Annotated in this window: 26 protein-coding genes and 1 pseudogene; 14 read left to right on the top strand and 13 right to left on the bottom strand. The window is 66.4% G+C overall.

The genetic code is table 11. The features are described 5' to 3' along the window. Positions 1–63 precede the first annotated feature (63 nt). Together B4589_RS08870 and B4589_RS18165 are read left to right on the top strand one after the other, a co-directional pair. Positions 64–402, top strand: coding sequence for a hypothetical protein (locus B4589_RS08870; RefSeq protein ID WP_079233936.1), 339 nt, complete (start codon positions 64–66; stop codon positions 400–402). Between the two features lie 480 nt (positions 403–882). Next, positions 883–1,095 (top strand): annotated as a pseudogene (locus B4589_RS18165) (RNA-guided endonuclease TnpB family protein); the annotation flags it as partial. Here the strand turns inward: B4589_RS18165 and B4589_RS08865 are convergent. Genes B4589_RS08865 through B4589_RS08855 form a run of 3 tightly spaced genes read right to left on the bottom strand, consistent with a single transcriptional unit; the run spans position 1,082 to position 5,392 of the window. Beyond that, positions 1,082–2,152, bottom strand: a complete 1,071-nt coding sequence (locus B4589_RS08865; RefSeq protein ID WP_079233934.1) for a DUF1616 domain-containing protein — start codon at positions 2,150–2,152, stop codon at positions 1,082–1,084. The pseudogene B4589_RS18165 and the gene B4589_RS08865 overlap by 14 nt on opposite strands. A 59-nt stretch (positions 2,153–2,211) precedes the next feature. Beyond that, positions 2,212–4,338, bottom strand: coding sequence for a DUF4129 domain-containing protein (locus B4589_RS08860; protein ID WP_079233933.1), 2,127 nt, complete (start codon positions 4,336–4,338; stop codon positions 2,212–2,214). 46 nt (positions 4,339–4,384) lie between these two features. Continuing rightward, positions 4,385–5,392 carry a hypothetical protein gene (locus tag B4589_RS08855; RefSeq protein ID WP_079233932.1) on the bottom strand — a complete coding sequence of 336 codons (1,008 nt, stop codon included), beginning with the start codon at positions 5,390–5,392 and terminating at the stop codon, positions 4,385–4,387. Between the two features lie 412 nt (positions 5,393–5,804). Between B4589_RS08855 and B4589_RS08850 the strand changes: the two genes are divergently transcribed. The 4 genes from B4589_RS08850 to B4589_RS08835 are packed head-to-tail and all read left to right on the top strand — an operon-like array spanning position 5,805 to position 11,192. After that, positions 5,805–7,940, top strand: coding sequence for a PGF-pre-PGF domain-containing protein (locus B4589_RS08850; RefSeq protein WP_143414294.1), 2,136 nt, complete (start codon positions 5,805–5,807; stop codon positions 7,938–7,940). 60 nt (positions 7,941–8,000) lie between these two features. Further along, positions 8,001–8,744, top strand: a complete 744-nt coding sequence (locus B4589_RS08845) for an ABC transporter ATP-binding protein (protein WP_079233930.1) — start codon at positions 8,001–8,003, stop codon at positions 8,742–8,744. Next, the gene (locus B4589_RS08840; protein ID WP_079233929.1) at positions 8,737–9,951 is read left to right on the top strand and encodes an ABC transporter permease; all 1,215 of its coding nucleotides are present in this window, start codon (positions 8,737–8,739) and stop codon (positions 9,949–9,951) included. The genes B4589_RS08845 and B4589_RS08840 overlap by 8 nt, the downstream gene beginning before the upstream one ends. Beyond that, entirely contained in the window at positions 9,948–11,192 is a 1,245-nt protein-coding gene (locus tag B4589_RS08835; RefSeq protein ID WP_079233928.1) for an ABC transporter permease, read from the top strand. Before B4589_RS08840 ends, B4589_RS08835 begins: the two co-directional genes overlap by 4 nt. Before the next feature lie 20 nt (positions 11,193–11,212). On the opposite strand, the gene B4589_RS18160 is transcribed toward B4589_RS08835, so the two are convergent. Further along, the gene (locus B4589_RS18160; RefSeq protein WP_255246061.1) at positions 11,213–11,341 is read right to left on the bottom strand and encodes a hypothetical protein; all 129 of its coding nucleotides are present in this window, start codon (positions 11,339–11,341) and stop codon (positions 11,213–11,215) included. Between the two features lie 47 nt (positions 11,342–11,388). Continuing rightward, on the bottom strand, positions 11,389–11,937 hold the full coding sequence (locus B4589_RS08830) for a metal-dependent hydrolase (protein WP_079233927.1): 549 nt from the start codon (positions 11,935–11,937) through the stop codon (positions 11,389–11,391). Positions 11,938–12,027: 90 nt separating this feature from the next. Here B4589_RS08830 and B4589_RS08825 point away from each other — a divergent pair, with 90 nt between their 5' ends. The 3 genes from B4589_RS08825 to B4589_RS08815 are packed head-to-tail and all read left to right on the top strand — an operon-like array spanning position 12,028 to position 14,389. Further along, positions 12,028–12,303 (top strand): hypothetical protein, encoded by a 276-nt coding sequence (locus tag B4589_RS08825; protein ID WP_079233926.1) that lies wholly within the window; start codon positions 12,028–12,030, stop codon positions 12,301–12,303. Beyond that, positions 12,304–13,404, top strand: a complete 1,101-nt coding sequence (locus tag B4589_RS08820; RefSeq protein ID WP_079233925.1) for a DUF4350 domain-containing protein — start codon at positions 12,304–12,306, stop codon at positions 13,402–13,404. Beyond that, on the top strand, positions 13,397–14,389 hold the full coding sequence (locus B4589_RS08815; protein ID WP_079233924.1) for a MoxR family ATPase: 993 nt from the start codon (positions 13,397–13,399) through the stop codon (positions 14,387–14,389). The genes B4589_RS08820 and B4589_RS08815 overlap by 8 nt, the downstream gene beginning before the upstream one ends. 7 nt (positions 14,390–14,396) lie before the next feature. On the opposite strand, the gene B4589_RS08810 is transcribed toward B4589_RS08815, so the two are convergent. Both B4589_RS08810 and B4589_RS08805 read right to left on the bottom strand, forming a co-directional pair. Further along, positions 14,397–15,320, bottom strand: a complete 924-nt coding sequence (locus B4589_RS08810) for a hypothetical protein (RefSeq protein WP_079233923.1) — start codon at positions 15,318–15,320, stop codon at positions 14,397–14,399. Then, positions 15,313–15,798: a hypothetical protein gene (locus B4589_RS08805; RefSeq protein ID WP_079233922.1), complete on the bottom strand. Its 486-nt coding sequence runs from the start codon at positions 15,796–15,798 to the stop codon at positions 15,313–15,315. Before B4589_RS08805 ends, B4589_RS08810 begins: the two co-directional genes overlap by 8 nt. 144 nt (positions 15,799–15,942) lie before the next feature. Here B4589_RS08805 and B4589_RS08800 point away from each other — a divergent pair, with 144 nt between their 5' ends. Continuing rightward, positions 15,943–17,172 carry an RNA-guided endonuclease TnpB family protein gene (locus B4589_RS08800; protein WP_079233921.1) on the top strand — a complete coding sequence of 410 codons (1,230 nt, stop codon included), beginning with the start codon at positions 15,943–15,945 and terminating at the stop codon, positions 17,170–17,172. Between the two features lie 51 nt (positions 17,173–17,223). On the opposite strand, the gene B4589_RS08795 is transcribed toward B4589_RS08800, so the two are convergent. The 3 genes from B4589_RS08795 to B4589_RS08785 all read right to left on the bottom strand — a co-directional run bounded on the left by B4589_RS08795 (position 17,224) and on the right by B4589_RS08785 (position 19,351). Continuing rightward, positions 17,224–17,571: a type II toxin-antitoxin system PemK/MazF family toxin gene (locus B4589_RS08795; RefSeq protein WP_079233920.1), complete on the bottom strand. Its 348-nt coding sequence runs from the start codon at positions 17,569–17,571 to the stop codon at positions 17,224–17,226. Continuing rightward, entirely contained in the window at positions 17,572–17,769 is a 198-nt protein-coding gene (locus tag B4589_RS08790) for an AbrB/MazE/SpoVT family DNA-binding domain-containing protein (RefSeq protein WP_321169565.1), read from the bottom strand. Positions 17,770–17,911: 142 nt separating this feature from the next. Further along, complete coding sequence (locus B4589_RS08785) at positions 17,912–19,351, bottom strand: DUF58 domain-containing protein (RefSeq protein ID WP_079233919.1); 1,440 nt, start codon at positions 19,349–19,351, stop codon at positions 17,912–17,914. Between the two features lie 393 nt (positions 19,352–19,744). On the opposite strand from B4589_RS08785, the gene B4589_RS08780 reads away from it, so the two are divergent. Beyond that, the gene (locus tag B4589_RS08780; protein WP_079233918.1) at positions 19,745–20,722 is read left to right on the top strand and encodes a hypothetical protein; all 978 of its coding nucleotides are present in this window, start codon (positions 19,745–19,747) and stop codon (positions 20,720–20,722) included. 75 nt (positions 20,723–20,797) lie between these two features. Here B4589_RS08780 and B4589_RS08775 read toward each other — a convergent pair whose 3' ends face one another. Continuing rightward, positions 20,798–21,865: a dipeptidase gene (locus B4589_RS08775; RefSeq protein WP_079233917.1), complete on the bottom strand. Its 1,068-nt coding sequence runs from the start codon at positions 21,863–21,865 to the stop codon at positions 20,798–20,800. 101 nt (positions 21,866–21,966) lie between these two features. Here B4589_RS08775 and B4589_RS08770 point away from each other — a divergent pair, with 101 nt between their 5' ends. After that, the gene (locus B4589_RS08770; protein ID WP_079233916.1) at positions 21,967–22,557 is read left to right on the top strand and encodes a uracil-DNA glycosylase family protein; all 591 of its coding nucleotides are present in this window, start codon (positions 21,967–21,969) and stop codon (positions 22,555–22,557) included. A 95-nt stretch (positions 22,558–22,652) separates the two neighbouring features. Here B4589_RS08770 and B4589_RS08765 read toward each other — a convergent pair whose 3' ends face one another. Together B4589_RS08765 and B4589_RS08760 are read right to left on the bottom strand one after the other, a co-directional pair. Further along, on the bottom strand, positions 22,653–23,351 hold the full coding sequence (locus tag B4589_RS08765; protein ID WP_079233915.1) for a cyclopropane-fatty-acyl-phospholipid synthase family protein: 699 nt from the start codon (positions 23,349–23,351) through the stop codon (positions 22,653–22,655). 60 nt (positions 23,352–23,411) lie between these two features. Then, complete coding sequence (locus tag B4589_RS08760; protein ID WP_079233914.1) at positions 23,412–23,825, bottom strand: hypothetical protein; 414 nt, start codon at positions 23,823–23,825, stop codon at positions 23,412–23,414. Between the two features lie 87 nt (positions 23,826–23,912). Here B4589_RS08760 and hisH point away from each other — a divergent pair, with 87 nt between their 5' ends. Both hisH and B4589_RS08750 read left to right on the top strand, forming a co-directional pair. Next, positions 23,913–24,566 (top strand): imidazole glycerol phosphate synthase subunit HisH, encoded by a 654-nt coding sequence (hisH, locus tag B4589_RS08755; protein ID WP_079233913.1) that lies wholly within the window; start codon positions 23,913–23,915, stop codon positions 24,564–24,566. A gap of 61 nt (positions 24,567–24,627) precedes the next feature. Then, complete coding sequence (locus tag B4589_RS08750; protein WP_079233912.1) at positions 24,628–25,041, top strand: DUF5518 domain-containing protein; 414 nt, start codon at positions 24,628–24,630, stop codon at positions 25,039–25,041. Positions 25,042–25,067: the final 26 nt, after the last annotated feature.

Genomic DNA, 25,067 nt, shown 5'->3' with positions numbered 1-25,067 from the left:
AGTTTCCGCTACTGTTAACAGCCGTTAACAGGCTTTATTACGAAGTGGCCTCATCGTTCGGTCATGCAGAAGCCGTCGGTAAAATGCGCCCTCTTAGCGACAATGATAGCGAAGCACAACTGGGGGGCGCCGATCGGACAGGACGACCTGCTGAATCTGTCAGCAATCGACGGTGACTACCCGACCGGGCGAGAGGTCTACGCCGATCTTCGGAGCGAGCCCTACATTACGTACCGAGGAAAACGCGGCATCGAGTTAGATAAAAGCAATTTCGCCGAGCTGGCTGATGTCCTCTACCACGAATGCAACTGGGAGGCCTGGGAAATCGAGAGCCGTCTCAAACACTACGAAGGGGTTGGAGAACACGACTGGAGGTCAACTACCCCGCCCTACTCGCGCTAACGCGTTCGTTGAGGACGTGGCTTGCGTGTGTCTCCTCGGCATGGGACTCATGCCGACGAAAGACGCTTGTGACGCAGGGCCAAACGTCAGAGGCAATTTAATTCGACGTGACCTCCACTCTACGCCCGTTCGGTCACGAGCGACGGAGAGGCACAAGGCGTCACGTTCGCTTCGTTGGTCCGTCTTTCGGGGTCGGTTGACTGCGACCCGTCCATGCCGAGAAACGCAGCGTGGCCTCGTTGCCGCGCCAACCCTCACGGACTGTCTGTGGCCCGTCATGGACAGTCACACTATCGGCGTACTCGCTCTTAACAATTTGCGTGCGCTCCTCCCCTCCCTACTCGCTCCCTTCGGTCGCTCCTTGAGGAAGGGGACTCCGCTTAACCGTTCAGTTGAACCCACCTGTGTTGACTAGCACTCGGTAGATGTCTTCGCTCGAAAAATCCCGCGACAAATGCTTCGGGAGTGTGAAGCTCTCTGCTGAACGCGGACTACAACGCGAGCAAGAATATCGCTCGTAAACTTCTCAAACGACTCCACTCGGGGCAGATGTCTTCGAGTGGAGGCGCACCCCATCAGTGTGCGCTTGCGTCAGGGATGCTGAACCTGAACGGCGATCTCCACGCCTACTCCGTTACGGAGACAGAAGGGAAGTCCACTGACAAGCCCACGAAATCAATCATGGGTCACTGACGTTTACCCACAGATGCAGCTCTCGATAGGCGTTCTCCACCGTCGGATCTTCGGGCGCCTCACCCTTGTACAGCAGATACGTCAACCGCAGCTGCTCGCCCGTCATCGTCGGCGTTACGTTGTGCTGGAGGTGCCACGTCCCGTTGTGCGCGACCTGCGTCTGGAAACGTCGAAGCTCCTCCTCTTCCTCGACGGCAATCGAGATGTTCCCACCGCCGTCGGAGTCGTTCACGGTGTTCCCCGACGTGTTCTCGATCCGCACGTCCTGTAACGCGACCACCACCGAATACGTCTCCGACTGATGCTCGTGGTTCCCGATCCCGACGACCAGCGACTCGCTTTCACCCTGCGTGAACTCTGTGGGGTAGTCGTCGGCCACCAACTCGCCGTCCTCGTTTTCGGTCAGCAGGTAGAACTCCGTGAACGCCTCCCCCTGCTGGGGCACCGCGACGGCGTAGCCAACACTCCCAACAGCCAGCAGGACGCTCGCTACCAACAGCACGTTCAGCGCCGCATCCGCCCGCGACTCGGGCTCGAACAGCTCCGCGCGCGCTTCGCCGAGCCACTCGCGCCACGGCACCGTGAGCCGATCCTCGGGGTCGAGCGCCCAGCGACGTCGCGCGGCGACGGCCGTCGACGCCAGCGTGAACAGACTCACCGCGACCATGATCGGCACCAGTCGGATCCCCCATGGCGTGAAGTTCAGCACCAGCCCGATCAGCGGCACCACCGCGATCGAGAGGCCGAACGACAGCGCGACGCGCTCGATGCCGTCGATCCCCGAGCGATCGTTCGGCGCCGCGACTTCGTCATGGGCCGCGTCGTAGCTCGTCTCGAACGTTCCGGCCTCCGGGAACAGCGCCGCGATGAACGCGTACCCAGGAACGAACAGCACGAACGGGAGGCCGAACACCACGCGAAGAGGCGTTTCGGAAACGACCGGGAGGAAGACGACTGCTGCAGTGACGCCGACCAGCGCGATGACTGCGGCCAGATCGGCAGGCAGTCGCCGGACTGGTGCAGGGAGGAGTTGCAACCAGCGTGACCGGCCAGCCATATCTGCCCGAGGTTGCGCAGTGCGGAAAAACCAGTCGGTCCACCGCCAGGCCCGGACGCCTACGACGCCGACTCGCCGTCGCCCTCGTCGAGCAATGCTGCGGTGTCGTCCAGCAGGGCATCAGCCTGTTCCTTGTCCAGTTCGTCCGGACTGTAGACCACTCGCTCGTACGCTTGGGTGAGTCGTTCGAGCGTCTCTGTCGTGTCTGGCTGCAGCCGCTCACTCGCGGTGGTGTAGAACTCCCAGTGGGTCTGTGTTTCATCACCGACACTGAGCGATCGTCGCACGGCGTTGTAGAGCGCCCGGATCGCGGCGTCGGACTCCCCGTCCTCACGCAGTGCAGCGGCGTGATCCACCATTGTGCCCCCGTTATCGGTGCTGTCCGAGGTAGGCGTCGTCGATGTTCCTGGCGACTGTGGCTGATTGGTGGGGCCGCGCTCCCCATCGCGCCGAATGACCCAGGCGATCACGAGCACCGAGAGCACCAGGGCGCCACCGCCAGCAAGGAGTTCCAGCGACAGTGGACCGGCTCCACGAGATAATGGGCCATCATCACGACCGTCGCTGTCTGCGCCGGATTCGGTTCCCTCCTCGCCGGGCGCACTCTCACGATCAGCAGGCGGTGCATCCAGATCCACACTCGTCTCTGCGGTCGCCCCCGCAAGGTTGCTCGATGGGGCGTCGTAGATCGCCTCTACCGACACCACTCCGTCGAGCCCGTCCTGCGGCGTCACCAGCTGCTCGAACGCGCCGGCTGAGTCGGTCTCGACTGTGGCGACAGTCGTCCCCTCGATCCGGAGTTCGATCGTCTCCCCTGCAACGGGAGCCCCTTCGGTCGTTGTCAACTGCCCCGTGAGCCGGACGCGCCCATCAGTCGCTCGTGATGCGTTCACCGAAAGCGCGGTCTCGGTCGACTCGACACGGAGGGGCGTCGACGCCACGGCCGAGCGAACGGCCCTGTCCGACGGCACGATCACCGCTTCCACGTCGGTCTCCCCGCTCGCAACGGACGCGGGAAGGTCGCTCACGACCGCGTAGCTACCGTTGCTCCCCGTCGTGACGGTTCCGAGGGTGACACCGTCGACGGTGACCCGAACGCGGGCGCCGGGCACTGGCGTCCCGTCGACGGCGGCTTGCCCCGAGACTGCCACCTCGTCACCGAAGCTCGCGGTCGCCGAACGACTGTCCACCGTGAGGGTGGCAGTCGTCTGGGTGACGGTGACGTCCACTGACGCGTTCGAGCCGAGATACGGCGACTCCGGAGCGGGCTGATAGGCGACCGGCAGTGTGTCCGTCCCGTTCTGGACTGAGACGGGCCGGTACTCGACCGTGAACGTCCCGTTCTGACCCGTCCGCACTGACTCGACGCGATCGCCGATTCGGATCGCCACCGTCTCGTTCCGGACTGCCGACCCGTTTGCCAGCGTGAGTTGGCCGGTGACGGTCGCGGGGGCCGCGAACGACACCCTGTCGGCATCCGTCCCGACCGAGAGACGTGTCGCGACGAACGTTTCGGTGATGACTGTCTGCTGCTGTTGGGAGATCTCTTCGGAGACGTTCAGCGCCCGCTGCTGCGCTGCCGATAGATTGGCCCCCGTCGTGTTCTCGATCCGCGTGTACGACGCTGTGAGGCGGCGCGCGGATTCGTTCGCGTCCCCGGCAAGGCGGCCCAACTCACGGGCTAACTCACGTGCACGCGCCTCGTTCCCGTTTTCCCGCGCCTGTTGGTACTCCCGGTAGGTCTCGTTGTACTCCTGTGCAGTTGTTCCTAATTCGCGTTGGCTCTCGGCAGCCTGGTCGAACGCTGCGGCGCTGTCGGTCTCGCCTTCGACGTCGACGTACTTCTCCAGCGTACTGTCGTACTCGTCGCCGAGGAGTGCTCGGCCTTGCTCGTACTGGCCCGCACTGATCCGGATCGAGCTCTCCCCCAACCGATCTGCAAGTGATTGGACGAGATACGACTGCAGGGCTGCAGTATCCCCTGATTCGCCGACGTCGTCCGGGTTCTCCTGCTGGACGGTCGTGTTGTTCGGCGTGGTCTGGAGTGCGGTGTCGGCGCCGACGCTTGCGGTTCCGACACCGGCCCCATCCGCCTCGGGATTGATACCGATCCCGGCGGCGCCCTGTGTCAGACACAGCAGGGCGACGAGCACGAGCAGCAGTCGCCCGGGGTCGGAGAATCGCACAGTTGCGGGATGTTCACGACCGCATATATGTGTGTTCCATCCGGCGTCAGCGTCGCCGCGTGACCAGCCCGAACCCGAGCAGCGCGAGCACCGGGATCAGCACGGAGAGGCGCCCGGTCGTCTCGGTGGTCGAGGACTCCTCGTTCGGCGTGACGACGTTACTCGGTGTGGCCGTCGAGGTCGCCGTCTCCGTCGCCGGGGCTGCCGACGCCGTCGCCGATGCCGGCGTCGTGGTGGCAGTCGCCGTCGCGGTCGCCGTCCCAGTCGAGGTTGTCGTGGCGGTGGCCGTCGCCGTTCCGTCGTCAGTCGGCTCGTTCCCACTGCCGCCCGTCGCGGTGCTCGTCGGGGTGGGTGTCGACTCCTCGACGCTCACCGTCGTCGACTGACTCACGCCGAGGAGTTCCTTCTGTCCCTCGGCGGTTTCCTCGCCCCGGACGTTCCCGTACACGAGATACTCGCCCGCCTCCGAGAGCGTCGTCGTCGCGGTGTACTGCCCGTTCCCGTTCTCACTCGCCGTTAGCACCTCGTTGTCGCCGTCGTTGCTCACGACGACTTGGACCGAATCGAGGTTCTCCGGGGTCCCCGCAACGTTCGCCACGTTCACGACGAACTCGGCTTCGCTACCGGGTTCGACCTCGGTCGGGCCGTCGACGCTCACCTCGTACGAACGCACAACGACAGGGTGGACTGCACGCACGCTGCCGTCGACCCAGACCGCGACGAGGTACGACCCTGCGGTGTAGTCGCCGTCGAACGTCACCGTCGCGCTGGCGTCGTATACCGTGTCTTCGGTCTGTCGGTCCTCGTTATAGAGATACACGTCGTAGGACGCGTCGTCGGGTGCGGTGATCGACGCCTCGATCGGTTCACCGGGATCGGTGACGCCGATCGCGGAGACCGTGTACTCCTCCCCTTCGAGCGTCACCGTCTCATCGGGCGTATCGACGCTACCCGCGATCTCGATGTCGTAGGCAGCGTCGGCAGCGGCGATCCCGCCGACGAGTAGCACTGTACAACAGAGGAGGACACCGACTCCGGCGGCGTACCGAGTCATTACCTAAGTAGCTTACCGGCCGACATATATTGTTGCCGACGCACACTGGCCAGTCCGGTTAATTAGTTGCTACTTCGAGTGGACCGAAGCGAGCGAATCCCGAAGGAACGGCCTAATTCGAAGTGGTATATTCAGCGTAACATTTTTGCTCCGTTGCTCCCCTCGTTTGGATAGAATGCCACATCGCTTCGCTGAAACATCTGCGCTGGTAGCCGCAGTGCTACTAGTGCTTTCCGCCACGTTACCCGGGATCGTGGCGGGTGTCGGGGCCTCTGTTGGCGGCCAGACCCCCGCGCTCAACACGTCGACCGCCGATGATTTCGTATCGACTGACTCGTTCCTGAACGCCTCACAGAACGTCTCTGTTTGGGAACGGGCCGCAATTCCACTCCGTGTCGACACGACGAACGCGGTGACCACGATCGAGGGGCCGAACACGCAAATATACACGAACGAGACGGGGTCGTTCCCCCTCAACAAGCAGACGCTCGGCGTGTTCGAGACTGGCTCAACCATCTCGCTTGCGTTCAAGGACAGAACTGGTGCGGGAACGAAGCAGTTCGACGGACAGACCGCACAGCTCGTCGCCGCGCGCGTCAGCGACGACCCCGACACCTCGAACCTGAACGAGTCGGCGATCGATGAGGCGGGAAGCCTCACCGCTCCCGAGGCGCTGGAGCGACTCCTGGCTCAGAACCGTACGATCTCGCAGGTGAACCGGAACTTCACGTTCACGGTCGCTGATAACGAATCTATCGAGGACGGCGCCGTCACGACCGAGTTCGAACCGAGCGAGTCGGGGACCTACGCGTTCATGCTCGTCACGTCGGAGTCGGGGGGGAAGGCTGTTAGCGAGACGAACGGGAACATCTCGCTCATGAACGACACTCGCGTACTCGGCGTCGACGCCGCCCCGGTACAGGCCGGGACCGCGAGCGCAACACAGCTCAACTCGGACGTCGACCCAGGTGAGAACGTCACCTTTGATCTGCAATCTAACCTTGCTGACGAGCAGACAAGTCATGCAGTGATGCTGTTCAATGAGTCCGTCCTTGCTGACCAGACGACAACAATCAACGTCAAGGGTGATCTGGACACCCTGCTCGAGAACGGCTTTGACGCGAACGCCAGTAGCGACAACATCAGTATCGACCACACTATCGACGCCATCGATGGCGTTGCGCGGCTTGAGGCTGGGACGGACGTCATGGGGGTCACCCTCGCGAACCGCACCGAGCAGCGAACCGTCTCCCTCCCGGGACTGATCGAGTTCATCGCGAACGAGAGCGGGCAGGAGGTACCCGAGACGATCTCGTCCGGCGACGTGGTACTGAACGCCTCCGTCTCGACTGCCCTCACCGAGGGCAACGCGACCGAGATCGACGTGGGGACGTCGGCCACCTGGACTGCGGGCAACTACACGTACGTCTACGTCGCCACGACGAACGACTCCGACGAGTTCAGCACGGAGAAAGGCGAAGTGACCATCGGCAACGTGACCGAGCCCGGCGTCGACCCCGAGCCCGAAGAGATCCAGCTCAACCTCACGGCCAACCGGACCGAGGTGACCGTCGGGCAGGCGATCGGGTTCTCGGTAACGGGTGCCAGTGACCCGGTCGCGGACGCCGAAATCACGCTGGGCAACCAGACGGCGACGACCAACGCCAGCGGCCAGGCCGTGATCCGGCCGACCGAGGCAGGGAACTACACGGCCGAAGTCACCAAGGCGTCGACGGATACCGAGACGTACCTCCGGGACACCCTGGATTTCGTCATCGAAACTGAACCGGATGATGGCGACGACCCGCCCGCAGGCGGTGGTGGCGGGGGAGGGGGCGGGGGCGGTGACGAGGGTGGCGACGCGAACAGTGTTGCCACGAACACCGGCGCGACGGTCAACTTCCGCAGCACGAGCGGTGGGACCCCCCTCAGTGTCCAGGTGCCCAGCGTGGCGTCCGAGAGCGCGGCTGTGACCGCCCTCGAACTCACGACGCGGTTCAGCGAGAGCAACTTCCGCGTCGAGTTCACGGAACCGCAGGCGAACGCGCCGTCGGGAGCGCCGGCGCTCGACTCCTCACAGGGAACGGCGGTGAGCTACTTCACCGCTGACGCGATCGGGATCAGCGCGGACGAGATCGAGCAGGCCAGCTTCACGTTCACGCTCTCCGAAGAGCAGCTGGGTGACCGTTCACCCGACGACGTGCAGCTGTTCCGCTACGTTGACGACGGGTGGACGACGCTCGAGACGACCCACGTCGGCGGCAACGAGTTCCGCGCCCGCTCGCCCGGCTTCAGTGCCTTCGCGATCGGCTTCGAGAGCCAACAGCAGGCAACCGAGACGGCGACGCCAACCGAGGAGACGGCGACGCCGACGCCAGCCGACGGGACGGAGACGCCGACCGACACGGCGACCGCCACCCCGGCAGGGCCAGGTGGCGGTGGACCCGGGATCGGGATGATCGCGCTCATCCTCGCCGTTCTGGTCATCCTCGGGACTGGTGTGTACTTCCAGTTCCGTGACGACATCGACTTGGACGACTACCGATAGCGCACCCCTCCCCGCGGCGCTTTCCACCTTGCCGATAATGATTGACCACTGGCGCGATCTATGAGCAGTATCGAACCCGATGTGACCGAGCAGCGGGACACGCCCGTCGTGCATGCGGAGGCTGTCAGCCGCACCTACACCCGTGGCAACGGGGGTGGGCTCCTGCGGCGAGGGAGCGATGCAACCGTCGTCACTGCGCTCGACGGCGTGTCGGTCGGCATCTCCCGGGGAGAACTCGTCGGGATCGCCGGCCCCAGCGGGAGCGGGAAATCGACGCTTCTCCACCTGCTCGCCGCGCTCGACACGCCGACCAGTGGCCGTGTCGAGATCGGCGGGACGAACACAGCCACGCTGAGCGAGCGTACCCGGAGCCGACTGCGGCGTGACCACATCGGGATCGTGTTCCAGCGGTTCCACCTCCTCCCGGCGCTCACCGCCCAGCAGAACGTCGCCCTCCCGTTCATCGAGTGGGGTATCGGGAAACGTGATCGGCAGGAGCGCGCCGAACTCCTGCTCCACCGGGTCGGGCTGGGCGACCGGCTGACCCATCGCCCGGCAGAACTGAGTGGCGGGGAACAGCAACGAGTCGCCGTCGCACGAGCCCTTGCCGGCGAACCCGACCTGTTGATCGCCGACGAGCCGACTGGCGAACTCGACTCCGAAGCAGGAGCGAACGTGCTCGACCTCCTGGCGGACGTCGCGGAAGATCGAGCAGTGATCGTCGCCTCCCACGATCAGGCGGTCCTCGACCGCGTCGACCGAACGATCCGCCTCCGTGATGGCCACGTCGTGAACGATGCGTAGGGCGCTCGCCCTCTGCAAACTCGGAGTCGTCCAGACGCTCGGCCGGTTCCGAACTGCAGAGGCACGGCGGCTCGTGATGACGCTACTCGGCGTCGCCCTCGCCGTCGCCCTCATGGTGAGCGTGACCAGCGTCGCGGTTGGGCTCGCCTCCGGGTCGACAGTTCAGGGTGACGACGTCGACTACTGGATCGTCCCCGAGGGCGGCTCCGCTTCGAGCATCGCCGTCTCGGTCGAGGGGCCACGACTTGGCGCCGTCCATCAGACAACCCACGAGATCGAGGCGGACGACCGTGTGACGTACGCGACGCCGATCCAACTCCAGATCCTGCAAGTCACCGCCGGGAACAGTTCGGAGTACGTGCTCGCGGCTGGCGTGATCCCGCCCGAGGACGACCAGCACGTGATCGGCCTCCCGACGACTGCACTCACAACGGGTGACCCGCATTACGACAACGGCACGTACAACGGCTCGTGGACTGGCGAGGCAGTGCTCAGTTCCGCAGCCGCAGACGTGCTGGGTGCCGACACTGGGACCACCCTGAACGCCTCGAGTACCGATCACTCCTTCCGTGCCGTCGACGTGGCGGAGGCGGATATCGGAACCGGGCTCGGCCCCGTCCCGGTGATGCTCGTCCACCTGAGCGAACTCCAGACGATCACCGGGACTGCTTCGGGCGATCAGGCGGACCAGATCCTCGTGAGCACGAACGACCCGTCAGTCGAGCGCGAACTGACCGGAATCTACCCACGGACGGACGTGTTGACCCGCTCGGGCGTCGGCGGCGCCAGCCTTTCGACGACGAGCCTCCCGCTCGCGGTCGCGGTCGCGGCGTTCCTGACGGCGGTGAGCATCGGCGCACTGTTCGTCGCGACGCTGACGGGACTGGACGTGATCGCCAACCGGGCCACGATCGCCGCCCAGGGCGCGATGGGGTTCTCTCGCCGCTCACAGACCATCCTCGTCCTGTCGCAGGTGGTGACGATCGCCGGCCTCGGCGGCATCGCGGGGACGCTGCTCGGCGTCGGCGGCATCTTCGGCATCAACTGGGCCAGTACCGCGTACCTCGGCGTCGGCAACGTCGCCACGTTCCACCCACTGCTCCTCGCGTACGGCCCGCTGGTGGCGATCGGAATCGGCCTGCTCGCCTCCCCGTACCCGGCGTGGCTGGCTCGGCGGACGAACATCGTCGAGGTGCTCGATCAATGACGGGCCGGATCCGCGGTGCACTCGCCCGCGTTCGTGCCGTCATCGGCATCGCGTTCGCCCAACTTCGTCACGACCGGACTCGAACCGTCCTCTCCGTCTTGGGGATCACGCTGGCGGTGCTCGCGACCACGCTGCTCGGTGGCGTCGGAATCGGTGTCGTCGAAACCGGCGAGGAGCAGTTCGACGCGTCCGGCCGCGACCTCTGGGTCACGGGTGGCCCGATCAAACTCGCGCCCGGGACCGTCGGCGGGTTCGAGAACACTGTCGTCAATGCCCACGAACTCAGCGCGGCCATCGAGTCCCGTGAGGACGTCAAGACAGCCGTCCCCATGGCGTTCCAGACGGTGTACGTGAGCACTGACGAGGAGAACTGGGAGACGCTCGTGGGTACCGGCGCACCCGCTCGCGGTGGCAGCGTGCAGGTCACCGAAGGCCAGCAGTTCCAACACAAGGATATCCACTACGCGGACGGGAACTATACCGGGCCGATGACCCACGAGGTGATCATCGACCAGCGGACGGCCGCGATGTTCAACGTCTCCGTGGGTGATACGCTCCATATCGGCGGCACCATTTCCAATGCGCGGGCCAACGAGTTCACCGTTGTCGGCATCTCGCCGACGTTCTCGCGGTTCCTCGGCACGGCGACAGTGACGCTGCACCTCAGCGAACTGCAGGAAGTGACTGGAACGACCGCAACGGATCGCGCATCGCTGATCACGGTCGATCTCGTCGACGGCGCTGATCCCGACGCAGTCGCTCGCGAGATCGAACGCGAGCACCCGGAGTACGAGGTCCGAACCAACCGTGAACAGTTGGAGGCGACGCTGGAGCGACAGGCGGTCGTCCTCGCCAGCGGCGGGAGTCTCGTGGTCCTCGCGGTGCTCGCGGGTATCACGCTCACGGCGAACCTGATGGTGTCGGTGGTGTACCAGCAGCGCCGCGAACTGGCCGCTCTCAAAGCGTTGGGCTCCCGGACGCGGACACTCGTTGGCGTCGTGGTCGTTCAGGCGGTGTTCCTCGGCGTCGTCGGCGGGCTCCTCGGCGTCGCCGCAACGATCCCACTGGGAATGGGGCTTGACGCCGTCGCCGCCTCGATCGTCGGCTTCGAGAACGTGGTTCGGACGCCGACGTGGGTCCTCGGCGCCGGCGTCGCGGTTGCCGTCCCGATCAGCCTCATCGGCGCCGCTGTCGCCGGGTGGCAGGTCTCCCGGCTCTCACCGGTTGACGGCCTTCGGTGACACGTCGGGAGTCCGCCCCTTCACGACTCCCCCAGTCGCACCCGCGCACTGAGCGCGGCCCACACCAGCCGGAGGTAGCAGAGCCAGCAGCAGTCCACGACACGCCCGTAGTAGCAGCCGTCCCGTTCGGCCGGGAAATGTCGCGCCATACTCGCCATCGGTGGCGCACACGCCTCGTTAGGCGGTCGTTTCCACGCTATCTCAGCTGATCCCGCCCGCGACGAAGCAGGAGCCACACCCCAGGCGCGCCGTCGAGCAGCCAGACGATGCCGGCGACGACCGCGAGCCCGACACCGATCTGGGTCGTCCCCGTGAACTCCACGTTCAGCAGGAACGGGATGATCGAGCGGCCGCTCTCGCTGTACGGACAGGCAGCCAGCGGCCAGAGGAGGTAGTTCACACAGGTGTCTCGCCCCAACAGCACGGTGTAGCCGTCCGAGAACATGTGACTGACCCAGCCGAACCCGAACGCGAACAGCGCCGTTTGCGTTCGCGCTGAGCGGTCACGGGCGACTGCGAAGAGAACCGCCGCAACGACGGCGAACACCAGCAGCGAGTGTCCGAGACTCCGCCCAGAGGGGAGCACGCCGAACGTCCACGAGAGCGGTTTGTCGATGAGGTCCGGGAACTGCGTGCCGATCGCGAGTGCGAGCACGGTGCTGCCAGCTGGTGGGCGCCGATGGCGGAGGAACGTGTACAACCGGTAGCCGAGATAGCCGACCGCGGCGTGACCCCACGGGAGCATTCGGCTGAACCTTCCCGGCCCCACCCAAAGGCGTACCGACTCGGGGCCGAAGGCGACACGCTGAAGACACCGATGCCCCACGTGTCGTCCATGGCTACCGCGCGGCGACAGCGGTTCGTCCGGGCGACGCTCGCGTGGCTGCTCGGGGCTGCCCTCGTGTTGACGCTGCTGTCGAGTCTCAGCTACGAGCTGTTTTTCGTCGTCTCGCTGATCGGGCTGCTGGTCGTCGTCGAACTCACCGCGCCGTTCCGCGTCACGCCGACGTGGCGCTCCCGGCTCAAGTGGCTGATCGCCGTCGGACTCGCCGTCTTCGGCTACATCGTGATCCGCCGCATCCTCGCGATCCTCCCGGAGGGGGTGATCTGAGTGGCCGACTGGCTTCCCGAACGGTGGTCCCTTCCCCAGCTCCTACTCGTCGCGCTTGCGCTCTCGGTCGTCCTCAGCGGTGCCGTCGCCGCGAGCACCTCCCAGAGCGCGTTCGGCGCCTACAACGCAGGCTGGAACGGTGCCAGCGAGCTCCGCGGACTCGCGAGCGACCAGGGTGCCGAGCCGACCGTCGCACTGAACACCTCCGAGTACGAGACCGTCGACCCCACCGGCACGGTCGCGGTGATCCTCTCCCCGAACGAGCCCTACTCCGAACGCGATCGGGCCCGTGTTGCTGACTTCGTCGCTTCGGGTGGCACGTTGGTCGTCGCGGAGGACTTCCGCCCCCACTCGACGCCGATCCTCGAACGCCTCGGCGTCGAGACGCGGTTCGACGGCGCCCCGCTGCGTGACGAGCAGGAGTACTACCGCTCGCCGGCGCTCCCGGTTGCGGCCAACGTGAGCGATCACCCCGCGACCACGGGTGTCGACGCGCTCACCCTCAACCATGGAACGAGCCTCCAGGTGAACGCATCGGCGAACAACACGACCGTCCTCGTTTCCTCTTCGGAGTTCGCCTACCTCGACCGCGATCGTGACGGCGAACTCGACGACGACGAACAGCTTGCGAGCCGCCCGGTCGCGGTCCGGGAGTCCGTCGGTAACGGGACCGTCTACGTCGTTTCGGATCCGAGCCTGTTCATCAACGCCATGCTCGACCGGCCGGGCAACGATCAGTTCGCCCGGAACCTCCTCTCTGCCGAGCGTGCCCTGCTTGACTACTCCCACAAGACGGGGCAACCCCCGCTCGTGCGTGCAGTGCTCGTGCTGCGGGACAGTCCACTCTGGCAGCTCTCACTCGGCCTGTTCGCCGTCGGTGCGGTGGTCTGGAGCGGTCGTCTTCGCCGCCGGCTCGCCGCGCTCAGCGAGCGGTTCAGCCGCGACGATGCGCCAAGCGAGGAGCTCGCGCTCGCTGACGCCGACCCGGAGGAGGTGATCGCGTACCTCTCCCGAGAGCATCCCGACTGGGACGAGACGCGGCTCCGGCGCGTGATGCGAGGTGTTATACGGGGTGACAAGCGAACGGAACACGATGACTGATCCGGCTGGGTTCCACGCTGCCATCCGCGAGGAGGTGAGCGGCGTGCTGATCGACAACGAGGACGTCGTCCGCGGCATCTCGATCGCGGCGCTGACCGGCGGCCACGTGCTGCTCGAAGGGGTTCCCGGCGTCGCCAAGACGACGATCGCGAACCTGTTCGCCCGGGCGTCGGGCCTCGAGTACAACCGGATCCAGATGACGCCGGATATCCTCCCTGCGGACATCACCGGCACCCATATCTATCGGGAGCAAACCGGGGAGTTCGATCTCCAGCGCGGCCCCGTGTTCGCCAACGTCGTCGTCGCCGACGAGATCAACCGGGCGACGCCGAAGACCCAGAGCGCGCTGCTCGAAGCGATGCAGGAGGGGACGGTCACCATCGAAGGGGATACGCTCTCGCTCCCGGACCCGTTCATGGTGATCGCCACCCAGAACCCGATCGAGATGGAGGGCACCTTCGCGCTGCCGGAGGCCCAACGGGATCGCTTCCAGCTCAAACTCACCGTCGATCTTCCGGGCCGTGAGATGGAGCGCGAACTGTTCGATCGCTTCGACGCCGAGCCCGATATCGGCCCGGACACGATCGAGCAAGTGGTGTCGAGCGACGAGCTCACGGCGGCTCGTTCCGTCGTCGCCGATGTCCACGTCGCCGAGCCGGTCCGGGAGTACATCCTCGATCTCGTGCGCGCGACGCGAGATTCGTCGGACGTCGAGCACGGCGCCTCCCCGCGGGCGACACTCGCGTTCCTCAACACCGCGAAGGCCGCCGCGGCGATCGACGGCCGGGAGTACGTGATCCCCGACGACGTGAAAGACCTTGCCCACCCCGTACTGCGCCACCGACTCGTGCTCAGCACCGACGCCGAGCTCGGCGGCGAGAGCGTCGACGACCTGGTCGACGAGTTCATCGCTTCGGTCCCGGTGCCGGACGATGCTGAGGCCGACACGGCACAGCCTACGACTGATCGGGCGACCGACGACTGAGAACAGACTACTCGGCGTCGATCCGTTCCGTCTCCCCTACTTGCTCCGTCCCCCCTGCTTCGCTCTCGACGTCGTCCGGCTCCCAGCGACAGGTGACGACGAGCTCCTCGCCACTCCGCCCCGTTTCGAGTCGAACGGGGACCGAGAGCGCTTCCGCGAGCGCGACCGCGAGCAGCGACCCGAGCGGGTTGTCCGGGAGGTCAGCATCGTCGTACACCGCGCCGCCGAGCGAGAGTGTCGCCCGCCCGTCCGCGGCGTCGATGTCGGTTTCGACGGTCCGAGCCAGTTCGAACCCCTCGACGAGCGCGTCGGCGACCTGCTCGACGACCGTTGTGGGGTCCTCCCCGAGCGAGCCCGCGAGCGACGACTCGAACTCCCGGAACAGCGTCCCGCCGGCAGGAACGATCGACATGCCACGCTCGTCGTCGCGGTCACCGACCACGAGCGGATGCTCCAGCTCGTCGTCGTCGGGGCGGCTGTACTCCTGATGTTGGGGGACGAACAGTCGCGCCGGCGGCTCCCCGGCGACGGGGACGTACTCGTGCGTCTCGCTCAGCCCCAACTGTTCGAGCAGTGCACCCAGCGTGTCGGCGTGGGCAGCGTACACGCGCTCGCCCGTTTCGGCGGCGACGAACCGGCCGGGTGTGAGATATCGGGTGAGCACGCCGCCGAAGATCCCGATCGCCCCGAGCACGAACAGGACGTCCCGCGCAGCCGGGAACAGCACGCCGGCCAGCACCGCGACGGCGCCGACGGCACCGAGTCCGATCGCGGTTCGACGGTAGCCTGCCTGCCGGGCGCGACGGTACTCCTCGCGCAGCCGTCGGTTCTCTGCACGCAGCAGATCGACCTGGGCACGCAGGTCCTCGGCCCGGTCGTCGGCCGCCGGTTCGTCGGCGGGCTGCTCGCCCGCCTGCTCCGCCTCAGCCATCGGTTCCCTCCGGCTCGACCAGCCCGAGCGTCACCAGTTCGTAGCGATGGAGCAGGTAGCTCGCGAGCACGAGACCGCCACCAAGGATGGCTGTCGCCGCGAGCAGGCCGGTCCCGGTCGCCTGGAGCACGACGGATGTCCCGACGATGGCGGCAATGAGCGCGCCGAACAGCGCCGTCGCGCGGCGCCCATCGTCGACCACGTCCACGCCAAGCATCCCTGTCAGCACGACGATCGCCGGGATCGACGGGAGACCGACGACTTCGCCGAGCCCGGCGACCGCGACAGTTCCGACCGCAAACGCCAGTACGGGCCCACCGGCGACAAACGCTAGGGCAGGGAGGAGGCCGACTGCCGCAGCGAGCGGCGTCCCGAGAATGCCGAACCCGAGCACCGTTGCGAGAACCGCGACGAGCGCCGGAGTGTTCCCCAGCACGTCGCGCCCACGAGGCGAGATCAGTAGCGGGCTCGTACTCATAGCGGTACCAGCGCGGAAACCCACCCCTTTAGGGGTGGGAGGAAGCGCGTTCGCTTGATTACATTACTACCGTTGCTGGTGGCAGGCTGACTCCCCCACCGGACTATATTAATACTTTTAATCATGGGTCGTATTGTGATGAATATGGAGGTCCGCCGCACCGTCCCGGTCAAACTCGATGTGACCGACGAACAGGCGGACCTGCTTCAGGAGACGATTGACGAGTTCCTGTGGGCCGCGAACTACGTCGTAGACGCCGCGTGGGACGGCGAATGGGCTGAAACCCGCAAGTCCGTCCTCCACGAGATGACCTACGACGAGGTACGCGAGCAGACGCGACTCCACAGCAACCACGTGCAATCGGCTCGTGACCGTGCTGTCGATGCGCTCGATAGCGTGGTCGCCACGTGGGCGAATGGTGAGTACGCCTCGTTGCCGACGTTTACGACGCCGTTTTGTGAATACAACCAGCGCAACGCCACCTTCCACGACGACCACGCGTCGCTGTCCACTGTCGATGGGCGCGTCACCGTCGAGTACGTCTTGCCCGACGAGAACCGTGACACGCCCCACTCGGAGTACCTCTGCTCCGACGAATGGGAGACGACCGGCGCGACACTCCACTCTCGCCGTGGCGACTTCTACCTCCACGTCCGAACAAAGGCGGATGTGGACGATCCCGACCCAGCCGAGAATGGAACGATTCTCGGCGTGGATCTCGGGGTCGAGAACATTGCCGTCACCTCGACCGGCGTGTTCTGGGCTGCTGACGAACTCACCCACTGGCGACAGGAGTACGTCGAACGCCGCACATCGCTCCAAGAGTGTGGAACGCGGTGGGCCCACGAGAACGTGCAAGCGGTTGGGCGCAAGGAGACGGGCCGGTTCGAGCAGTACCTTCACCGAGTTGCGAACGAACTCGTCGCGGAAGCCGCTCGGAATGGCTGTACGGTAATCGCCTTCGAGAACCTGACGGGTATCCGTGATCGGATGCCAAACGCCCGTCAGTTCCACGAGTGGGCGTTCCGCCGCCTGCACGAGTACGTCTCGTACAAAGCCAATGAACGCGGTATCCACGTCGAACAGGTGAACCCGAAGAACACATCGCGACGGTGTTCGTCGTGTGGGTTCACGCACGCGGACAACCGCCCGTCGCAGGAGACGTTCTGTTGTCAGTCCTGTGGGTACGAGAATCACGCGGACTACAACGCGGCCAAGAACATCGGCTACAGACTCCTTCGCAACCAAACTGGGGGCGAAGGAGGCGCACCCGTAGGTGTGCGCTTGAACACCGGGATGCTGAACGCGAACGGGGTCAAACCCCTGCCGGATTCGGCTAGAGCGGGAGTCCATGGTGAAAGCCCACGGCTTTAGCCGTGGGTTAACTTACGATTGGATAAGTCGTCCGTTCACACGCATTTGAACCTACTGAATACACAGCGAATACGCGAGCGAATCGTCGACCTCACGCATCCGATCCGCGGGGATCGATCCGATGTTCTCCGTAATCCGCTGCGAGATAGAGACGGTACGAATCTGACTACAGGGTGCGACAGAGTCCTCTGAGAGTGGGCTTTCGTCGGCTTGAACCAGTACCTCGAACGGGTACAAGCGGTCGTCAAAGGATGTCGTGAACGGGACAACGATGGTTGTCGGCGCGTTCGCGTTCCCGATGTCGTTCTGGATGACGAGACACAGACGGGTTCCACGCTGTTCCGACCCGCGAGTCGGATTCAGTTCGACGATGACAATGTCACCACGGTGGACGTCCATCTACGACTCCCACTCGGGCACGTCGCCGAGAGTCGAATCGGCCTCTGCGGACACACCCTCGAGTTCGGAAGCGAGATCGGCCATCTGTTCGGACCGAACGCGGTATCCCTCCGCGAGGTCGTCCGTCGTAACTGCCTTTTCGACGACGATCCGTCCCTCCTCGTCCTCGTGGACAATGACTTCATCGCCACCCTGGATTCCGAATCGTTCCCGAAGTGACTTCGGGAGGTGACTTGCCCTCGCTCGCCGACGATCCGCGTGTCTTCCACCATGCTAATTCATACTCATAGCTGTTTCGCTCCTTCAGGGGTGAGACAGCTCGCTCCTTCTTCGAAGGCAATCACTGCCGCGCGCGCCGTCGAGCAGCGAGGATCGCATCCAGCCGATCGCCCGGTCCCATCTCGTACACTTCAGTCCGGGGCCCGCGGTCGACGCTTCGCCGGAACGACTCGAACGACGCGTATCGGTCGTACGCCACGGACAGGTCGTCCATGGAGTCAGCGTCGAACAGTACCTGAGGGGTGAGGAACAGCGAGAGCGTTCCCCCCTCGCTGGCGACCAGCGACGCGGCGTCGCGGATCCGATCCCGACGTGCGTCGGTCGTGAGCAACACCAGCCAGATCTGTCCGTCAGTCTCAGCAAGGATGCGGCGGATGCCTTCGAACAGGGGGTCGGACTCGATCCGCTGGACGTACGCATCGGTGTCGGCGAGGAAAGGGGAGACCGTCTCACTGAATGAGGAGTCGTCGCCAGCCAGTCGCCGTGCGGTCGACCGGGCATCGGCGGGACGTGCGAGGCGGTCACGGCCGCGATCGGCGGGCGAGTGCTCCCCGACAGCTGTCGGCTCGAGATCGTGAAGCGCGTTCCGGATGTGCCGGTAGCCAAGCGGGGCGGTCGTCGGGCGTTGTCGGACGGTGATCCCCTCGTCGCCGATCGCGTAGAACCCGAGCGGATCGTTGAACGACTCCGCCGCCCGCGCGTGACCGAGTCCGACCTCTCGGGCGTAGTCGAGCATCGTCCGTCCCTCTGGCCCATGATTCATCCGCTCGCTGTGGTCGACGGCGATGATCGTCTTCCGGTCCGTCTCGGTTTCGAACTCCCGGACGTGAGGGGACCGTAGCCGGGCGGTCGCTTTCCAGTCGATCCGATCGAGCGTGTCGCCAGTGACGTACTGACGGATCTCCTCCGGGACGAGTCCGCTGGGGCCACTCCCGGCTGCGTGCTCGCCGTAGGCGTCGACACGGTCGCCGCCCTGGCCGATGTGGAGGTTCCGTGGGCGCCGTGGGTCGACTCTGAGGCGCTGATCAGCGTCGACTGGTAGTGTCTCGGTGACCGTCCCGTTGTGGCTCCGGATCGTCACCGATACCGGCGGATAGTCGAACTCGCCCGCGACCGGGAACGAACACGTGAACGTGGTCGTGGCGGTTGTCTCGCCCGGTTCGAGCACGACGGTCGTTTCCGTATCGTCGTCGAGCGCTGCTCCTGGTGGGGTGCGGACGGTTGCTTCGATCCGTGACTGCGTCGGCGAAGCAAGCGAGATCGAGGCGGTAACCGAGACTGATTCGTCGACGACAACAGCCTCACGAACCGGATCGACTGTCACGTCGAGCCGCTCACCGACGGCGCGGAACTCTGTGAGTGCGGTGTACTGGCTGGTGAGTAGCCACGCGCCCAGCACGCCGCCGCCAAGCATACCGGCCGGGCGCTCTGCGAGAACTCCCAGCCCCGCCAGCACGCCGGCCAGTGCGACCGTGTGCCAGAATCGGGGTGTGGGACGCATATCTCGACCATGGGTGATACGGCAGTTGAAAGTTCTGTTTGGGCGGTCGACTACCGCCACCACGCGTCGAGCACCCGCCGGCAGTTCCCAGACGAGATCGCTTCCCGCCCCGTGCGGTCGAACCTTCGTCTCGTCCTTCGAAGCCGTCGGGTACGCCACGGAGTCCGTCCAGCACGGCTTCTAGCATGGGTGCGCCGTCGAAGTCCGACCCCACCCGAGCGTATTCGGCGCCCGGCCGGCCGACGAAGTACGCGAGTGGTCGAGCAGCGGTTCGCCCTCAGAATCCGCGCCGACGCATCGAGACGTCCGGAGCGGAGCAGGATCCCGAGACGTGTGTTTCCGGCCGTGCAACATCGCTCGACGGTTTACAACACAGTGAGACTACGTCCAACCATGCGACGACGAACCTACGTATCCATCGCCGGCGCGCTCGGCGTGGCGGGGCTGACTGGCTGTCTCGCCGCGATCGAGACCGAATCCACCGGCCCTGGCGCCGATGAACCCGGGACGGAACCCCCGGAAACGTCGGCGTCGGGACCGAACACCGACACTGACGATCCGGAGCCGGCCGGGACCCCAACCGCCGACGGGGAGCCAGTCGCCGCGATCGAGGCGTACTTCGCGGCCGTCGCGGCCGGCGACGCCGAGGCGCTCCGGGAGACCGTCCACAGCGAGAGCCCGTTCGTCTCGACGATCGAGGCGGGCGAGGTCACGTTTCCGGAGACGCAGCCGTCGTTCGATCCGGATACGGCCGAGACCGTCGGCGCTGATCCGACGGCGTCGGAGATCCGCGAGTTCGAGGCGGCGGGGTTCGTCTTCGATGACGGCGGGCTCGATGCCGCCCTCGCGGATCGCTCGGGGGTGCTCGTCGAGGCAGCGTCGGAGCCGACGAACCTCGCGATCGGCGAGACGTGGGTACTGCTCCCTGACTCGGGGGAGTGGCGGGTGTTCTGGGTCGGCAGGCGTCCCGACGTGCCGGAGAACCCCAGCGACGTGTTCGACCCGGAGATCGTCGACACGGACCACGACGTGGTCGCGGAGGTAGACTGGGAGTACGAGCAGGACACCGACGGCGCCGTCTCGGACGTCGAGTGGGCGAAAGTGGTGCTGGCGGACAACCCGGGAATCGAGGCCGAGGCGATCCGTATCGAGTCGACCATCGAGGAGTGGCAGACCGAACTCTCGGGCGGCGACGACGAGGTGAACGGGTGGGCCGACTCGTGGGCGACCGTCGCGTTACACGAGGCGGGTGATCAGCTCGTGGTGACGGCGATCTCCGAGGAGTCGGAGACGGTAGTCCACCGCGTTCACTACGAACCCGCGACGGCGACCGAGACGGCAAGCGGGCGGACGACGACGGACTCCGCGTAGCACGTCTCTCTAGTGTCAGAACTGGGTGGGAGCATGCAACGACCGGAACGACGACAGCTGTGGGCGCTCGTCCCGCTACGCCCACCACGCCTCGAGCACCCGCCGCCAGTTCCCGGACGCGATCGCCTCCCGCTCCGCGCGGTCGAACCCCCGGTCCTCCAGCCCGTCGAGCACGTCGCGGAGCCCCGTCACGTCGCCCACGGCCTCGGGCACGGTCGCGCCGTCGAAGTCCGACCCCAGCCCCACGTGTTCGACGCCCATCCGGTCGGCGAAGTACGCGACGTGGTCGAGCAGCGTCGACAGCGAGGCGTCCGTCCCGCGCTGCCCGTCCGGGCGGAGGTGGGCCGTGCCGAACGTACAGCCGACGATCCCGCCGCTGTCGGCGACGGCGTCGAGCTGGTCGTCGGTGAGGTTCCGCGACGCCGGCGAGACGCCGTGGGCGCCGGCGTGGGAGACCACCAGCGGCGCGTCGACGGTCTCGGCGACGTCCCAGAACCCCGCGGCGTTCAGGTGGGCCAGGTCGACGACGATCCCCCGCTCCTCACACGCGTCGACCAGATCGAACCCGGCTTCGGTCAGCCCCGGCCCGATGTCCGGCGTCGCGTCGTGTTCGAAGGGGACGCCGTGAGCGAAGGCGTTGGGGCGCGACCAGACGAGCCCGAGCGATCGCAGGCCGGTTTCGTATAGCGAGTCAAGATTTACAAGGTCGGGATCGACGGCTCCAGCGCCCTCGATGTGGGGAATCCCCCCGACGGCGTCACCGGCGAGACAGGCGTCGAGGTCGTCGATATCGCCGATCACGCGGAAGCGATCGGTCGCGGCGGCCCAGCTGTGGAGCGTTTCGAACTGCTCGTCGACGATCCGGCGGGCGCGCTCGGCGTCGACTGCCGGCGGGAGTTCGCTCCAGTCCTCCAGTTCCTCCTCGTTGGGGACGAACGCGGCGAAGATCCCGGCCGCGAGCCCTGCTTTCTCGGCGCGGGCGAGGTCGAGGTGGCCGTCGCTGGTGTCGTCGTCGGCCTCCGACTCGCTGTCGGCGTCCTCGCTGTCAAGGACTGCGTCCTCGCTGTCGAGAAACGCGCCGCCAGCGCGGTCGCTGGTCGCCGCAAGCAGCGTGTCGTTGTGGCCGTCGATGATGGGGAGCACGGGTGGGTCCTCCGCCCGCGCCGACTTCGAGCTTCCGGCGCCCGCCGAGGTTGCCGGAACGAAGCGCCACCCTTCAAGCCGGTCGGCGCCCGGGGTCCGGTATGAACGACGGCCTCTGCGTGGAGTCCTGTGAACGCTGTCCCGCGCTTGTCGAGTCACGGAGCCGCATCGTCAACGGCGTCGGGCCGGCAGACGCCGACCTCCTCTTCCTCGGCGAGGCGCCGGGCCAGCAGGAGGACGAGGGTGGCGAGCCGTTCGTCGGCCGCTCGGGCGACGTGCTCGACGAGGCGCTGCGGGACGCGGGACTCGCCCGCTCGGACGTCCGGATCACCAACTGCGTGCGTTGCCGGCCGCCGGAGAACCGCGACCCCCACAAGGAGGAGCTAGCGAACTGCCGGAGCTACCTCGAACGCGAGATCGAGACCGTCGATCCGGAGCTGGTGGTCACGCTCGGGAAAGTGCCCAGCGAGCACCTGCTCGATCGCGACGTGGCGGTGACGAAGGAGGCCGGCGAGGTGCAGGACGCCCGGATCGGCGACCGCTCCCAGCGCGTCCTGCTCTCGGTCCACCCCGCGGCGACGCTGTACGACGCTTCACAGCGCGACACGTTCGCGGACGCTATCGCCCGCGCCGCCGAACTCGCCGGCGTCGCCGACGGCGAGAGCGGGCAGTCCCGGCTGGGCGACTACTGATGTCGCGGGTGACCGTTCCCGCGACCACTACTGATGCCGCGGGTGGCCGTTCGCGCGGCCCCTACTGACGCCGCGGGTGACCGTTCCCGCGGCCACTATTCGTCCTTCTCCAGCACTGCCAGCCACGTCACGTCCTCCTGCCGGCTGTCGGCCACGTGCCACGCGGTGCCGACGGTCGCCTCGCGGAGGCGGTCGACGCTGCACAGCCTGAACAGGAGCGTCTCACCTACCTCGCCCTCGTACTCGCTGTGGTAGACGCGGTGAGCGATCCCGGACGTGGGGTCCGAGCGACAGGCGAACACGTCTTCCTCGACCGCAGCTTCGGGGTCGTAGCCGTGTAGCAGGGCGACGCCGTCGGGCGTCGTGACGTGGGCGAGATCCGCGAGGAACTCACGGAGCGCGTGATCGGAGGGCGCCAACTGGATCTGCGTCCCCACCGCGAGCGCCGCCTGGAAGCGGTCCCGGCCGAACTGCTCCCGGAGCGCGAACATGTCGCCCAGCCGCGCATTCTCGACACCGCGCTCCTCCAGCACCGTCACGAGATGCTCGCTCACCTCGAGTGCGACCGTCTCCACGCGCTCCTGGAAGTACAGTGCGTCCCGTCCCGCGCCGGCGCCGATATCCAGCAGCGGCCCGTCGACGCGGGGTTCGAACCACTCTTCCGGCGTGTGTTCGCCGAAGTAGTACTCCTCGATCGCATGGTCACGGCTTTCGTCGCCGTCGCGGTCGATCAGGGGCTCGTCCTGCTCGTCCCGATGGAAGTCACGGATGGCCCGGCCGTAGGGGTCAGCCATGGCTCGGGGTCGGAGCGGCGGGCCCCTGACTGTTGTGCGAGTCTGTGACACTATCAAATGCTACTCGTCGGTCCCGCCCACACGCTCGACGGCACCCGGCCAGCCCAGACAGCACAGCCCCAGCAGGCCGATCAGGGTGGCGCCGATCAGCGAGCGCCCGCTGTCGAACAGCGTCAGATCGAGGACGGCCATGCCGGCGGCGACCGCCACGGCGAGCGCGCCGAACGCCCGTGTCGGCACCGAGACGTCGCTCCCGACGACCTGTGCGGCCCCGAGCAGGCCGAGCAGCAGCACCGAGACGGCTAGTTCGGCGTTCAGCGCGTCGGGAGCGAACGTGAGCAGGAGCGCCCCGCCGACGACGGCGACACCGAGAGTCAGCAGCCCCGACGGCCGCTCGTCCAGTCGGCGATCGAGCAGTCGAAAGCCGACGAGAGCGCCGATCAGGCCGAGCAGGCCGAGCGTTCGCGGCTCCATCCTCCCGACGTTCACTCATCGGCGACTTGAGGGTTCCGCGTCGCCGCGACGGAAAGTCACTTGAGCGCCGGAACCGCAGGCTCGCGTATGGACACCCACGCCGACGTGGTCGTCGTCGACTACGGGCTCGGCAACCTCCGCAGCGTCACGAAGGGGCTGGAGCGGGCAGGCGCGTCGGTGACGATCTCGGACGACCCCGAACGGTTCGACGACGCCGACGGCGTGGTGCTGCCTGGCGTCGGCGCGTTCCGCGAGGGGATGGAGAACGCCGACCCGTACCGCGACGCGCTCGCGGACGTCGCGGCCTCTGACCGCCCCCTGTTCGGCATCTGTCTCGGGATGCAGATGCTGCTCTCCGAGAGCGAGGAGGCCGACCACGAGGGGCAGGGCGCCGTCGAGGGGCTGGGGCTCGTTCCGGGAACCAACGTCCGCTTCCGCGGCGACCAGAAGGTGCCCCACATGGGCTGGAACGAGCTCGACGTGGTGCGCGACCACCCGCTCGTCACCGGCGTCGAGGGCGGCCGCGGCGGCGCCGTCGACGGCGACTACGCCTACTTCGTCCACTCTTACTACGCGGACCCGGAGGACGACCACGCGATCGTCGCCGAGACCGCCTACGACGTGACGTTCCCGGCGATCGTCGCCAACGACGACGGCACGGTGTTCGGCACGCAGTTCCACCCCGAGAAGAGCGGCGAAACCGGGCTCACGATCCTGAAGAACTTCGTCGACCTCTGTTGAGTCGGTCTCCGGGCGTGAACCGTTGCAGGAGAGTTATCGTTCTCCGACACGAACGGCCGCTGTGTCCCCCGCACTCCCCTCTGTCCCCTCGGACTGGCGCGTTCCGCTGTTCCTCGGCGGCGTCTCGATCCCGTTCTCGATCGTGAGCTACTTGCAGTCCGACTCGACGATGTCGCTCTGGCCCGTCGTGATCGCGGGACTGATCGCCGGCTACCTGACCGGTAACGCCGACCGCGTCGGCGTCCGGACCGGCTTCGTCGGCGGGCTGGCGGTTTTCTGGATCGTCGCGGAGATGGTCATGCTGGTGCCCGAACTGACCGGACCGACGTGGTTTCTCGTCGCCGCCGCCGTCGGGAGCGTCGCCTTCGCGGTGTTCGGACTGGCGCTCTCGATCCTGCTGGGCGCGCTTGGCGCTCACGTCGGCGGGTGGCTGGCCCGACGCCGCGGGCGATCCCGGTCGGCTGCCGGTACCTGAGTCGGTTTTCGGCCGTCGCTCTCTCA

The organism is Halolamina sp. CBA1230, assembly GCF_002025255.2.
Lineage (GTDB): Archaea > Halobacteriota > Halobacteria > Halobacteriales > Haloferacaceae > Halolamina.
The sequence above is the reverse complement of the archived record's forward strand: the minus strand, read 5'-3'. Positions and strand labels throughout refer to the sequence as shown.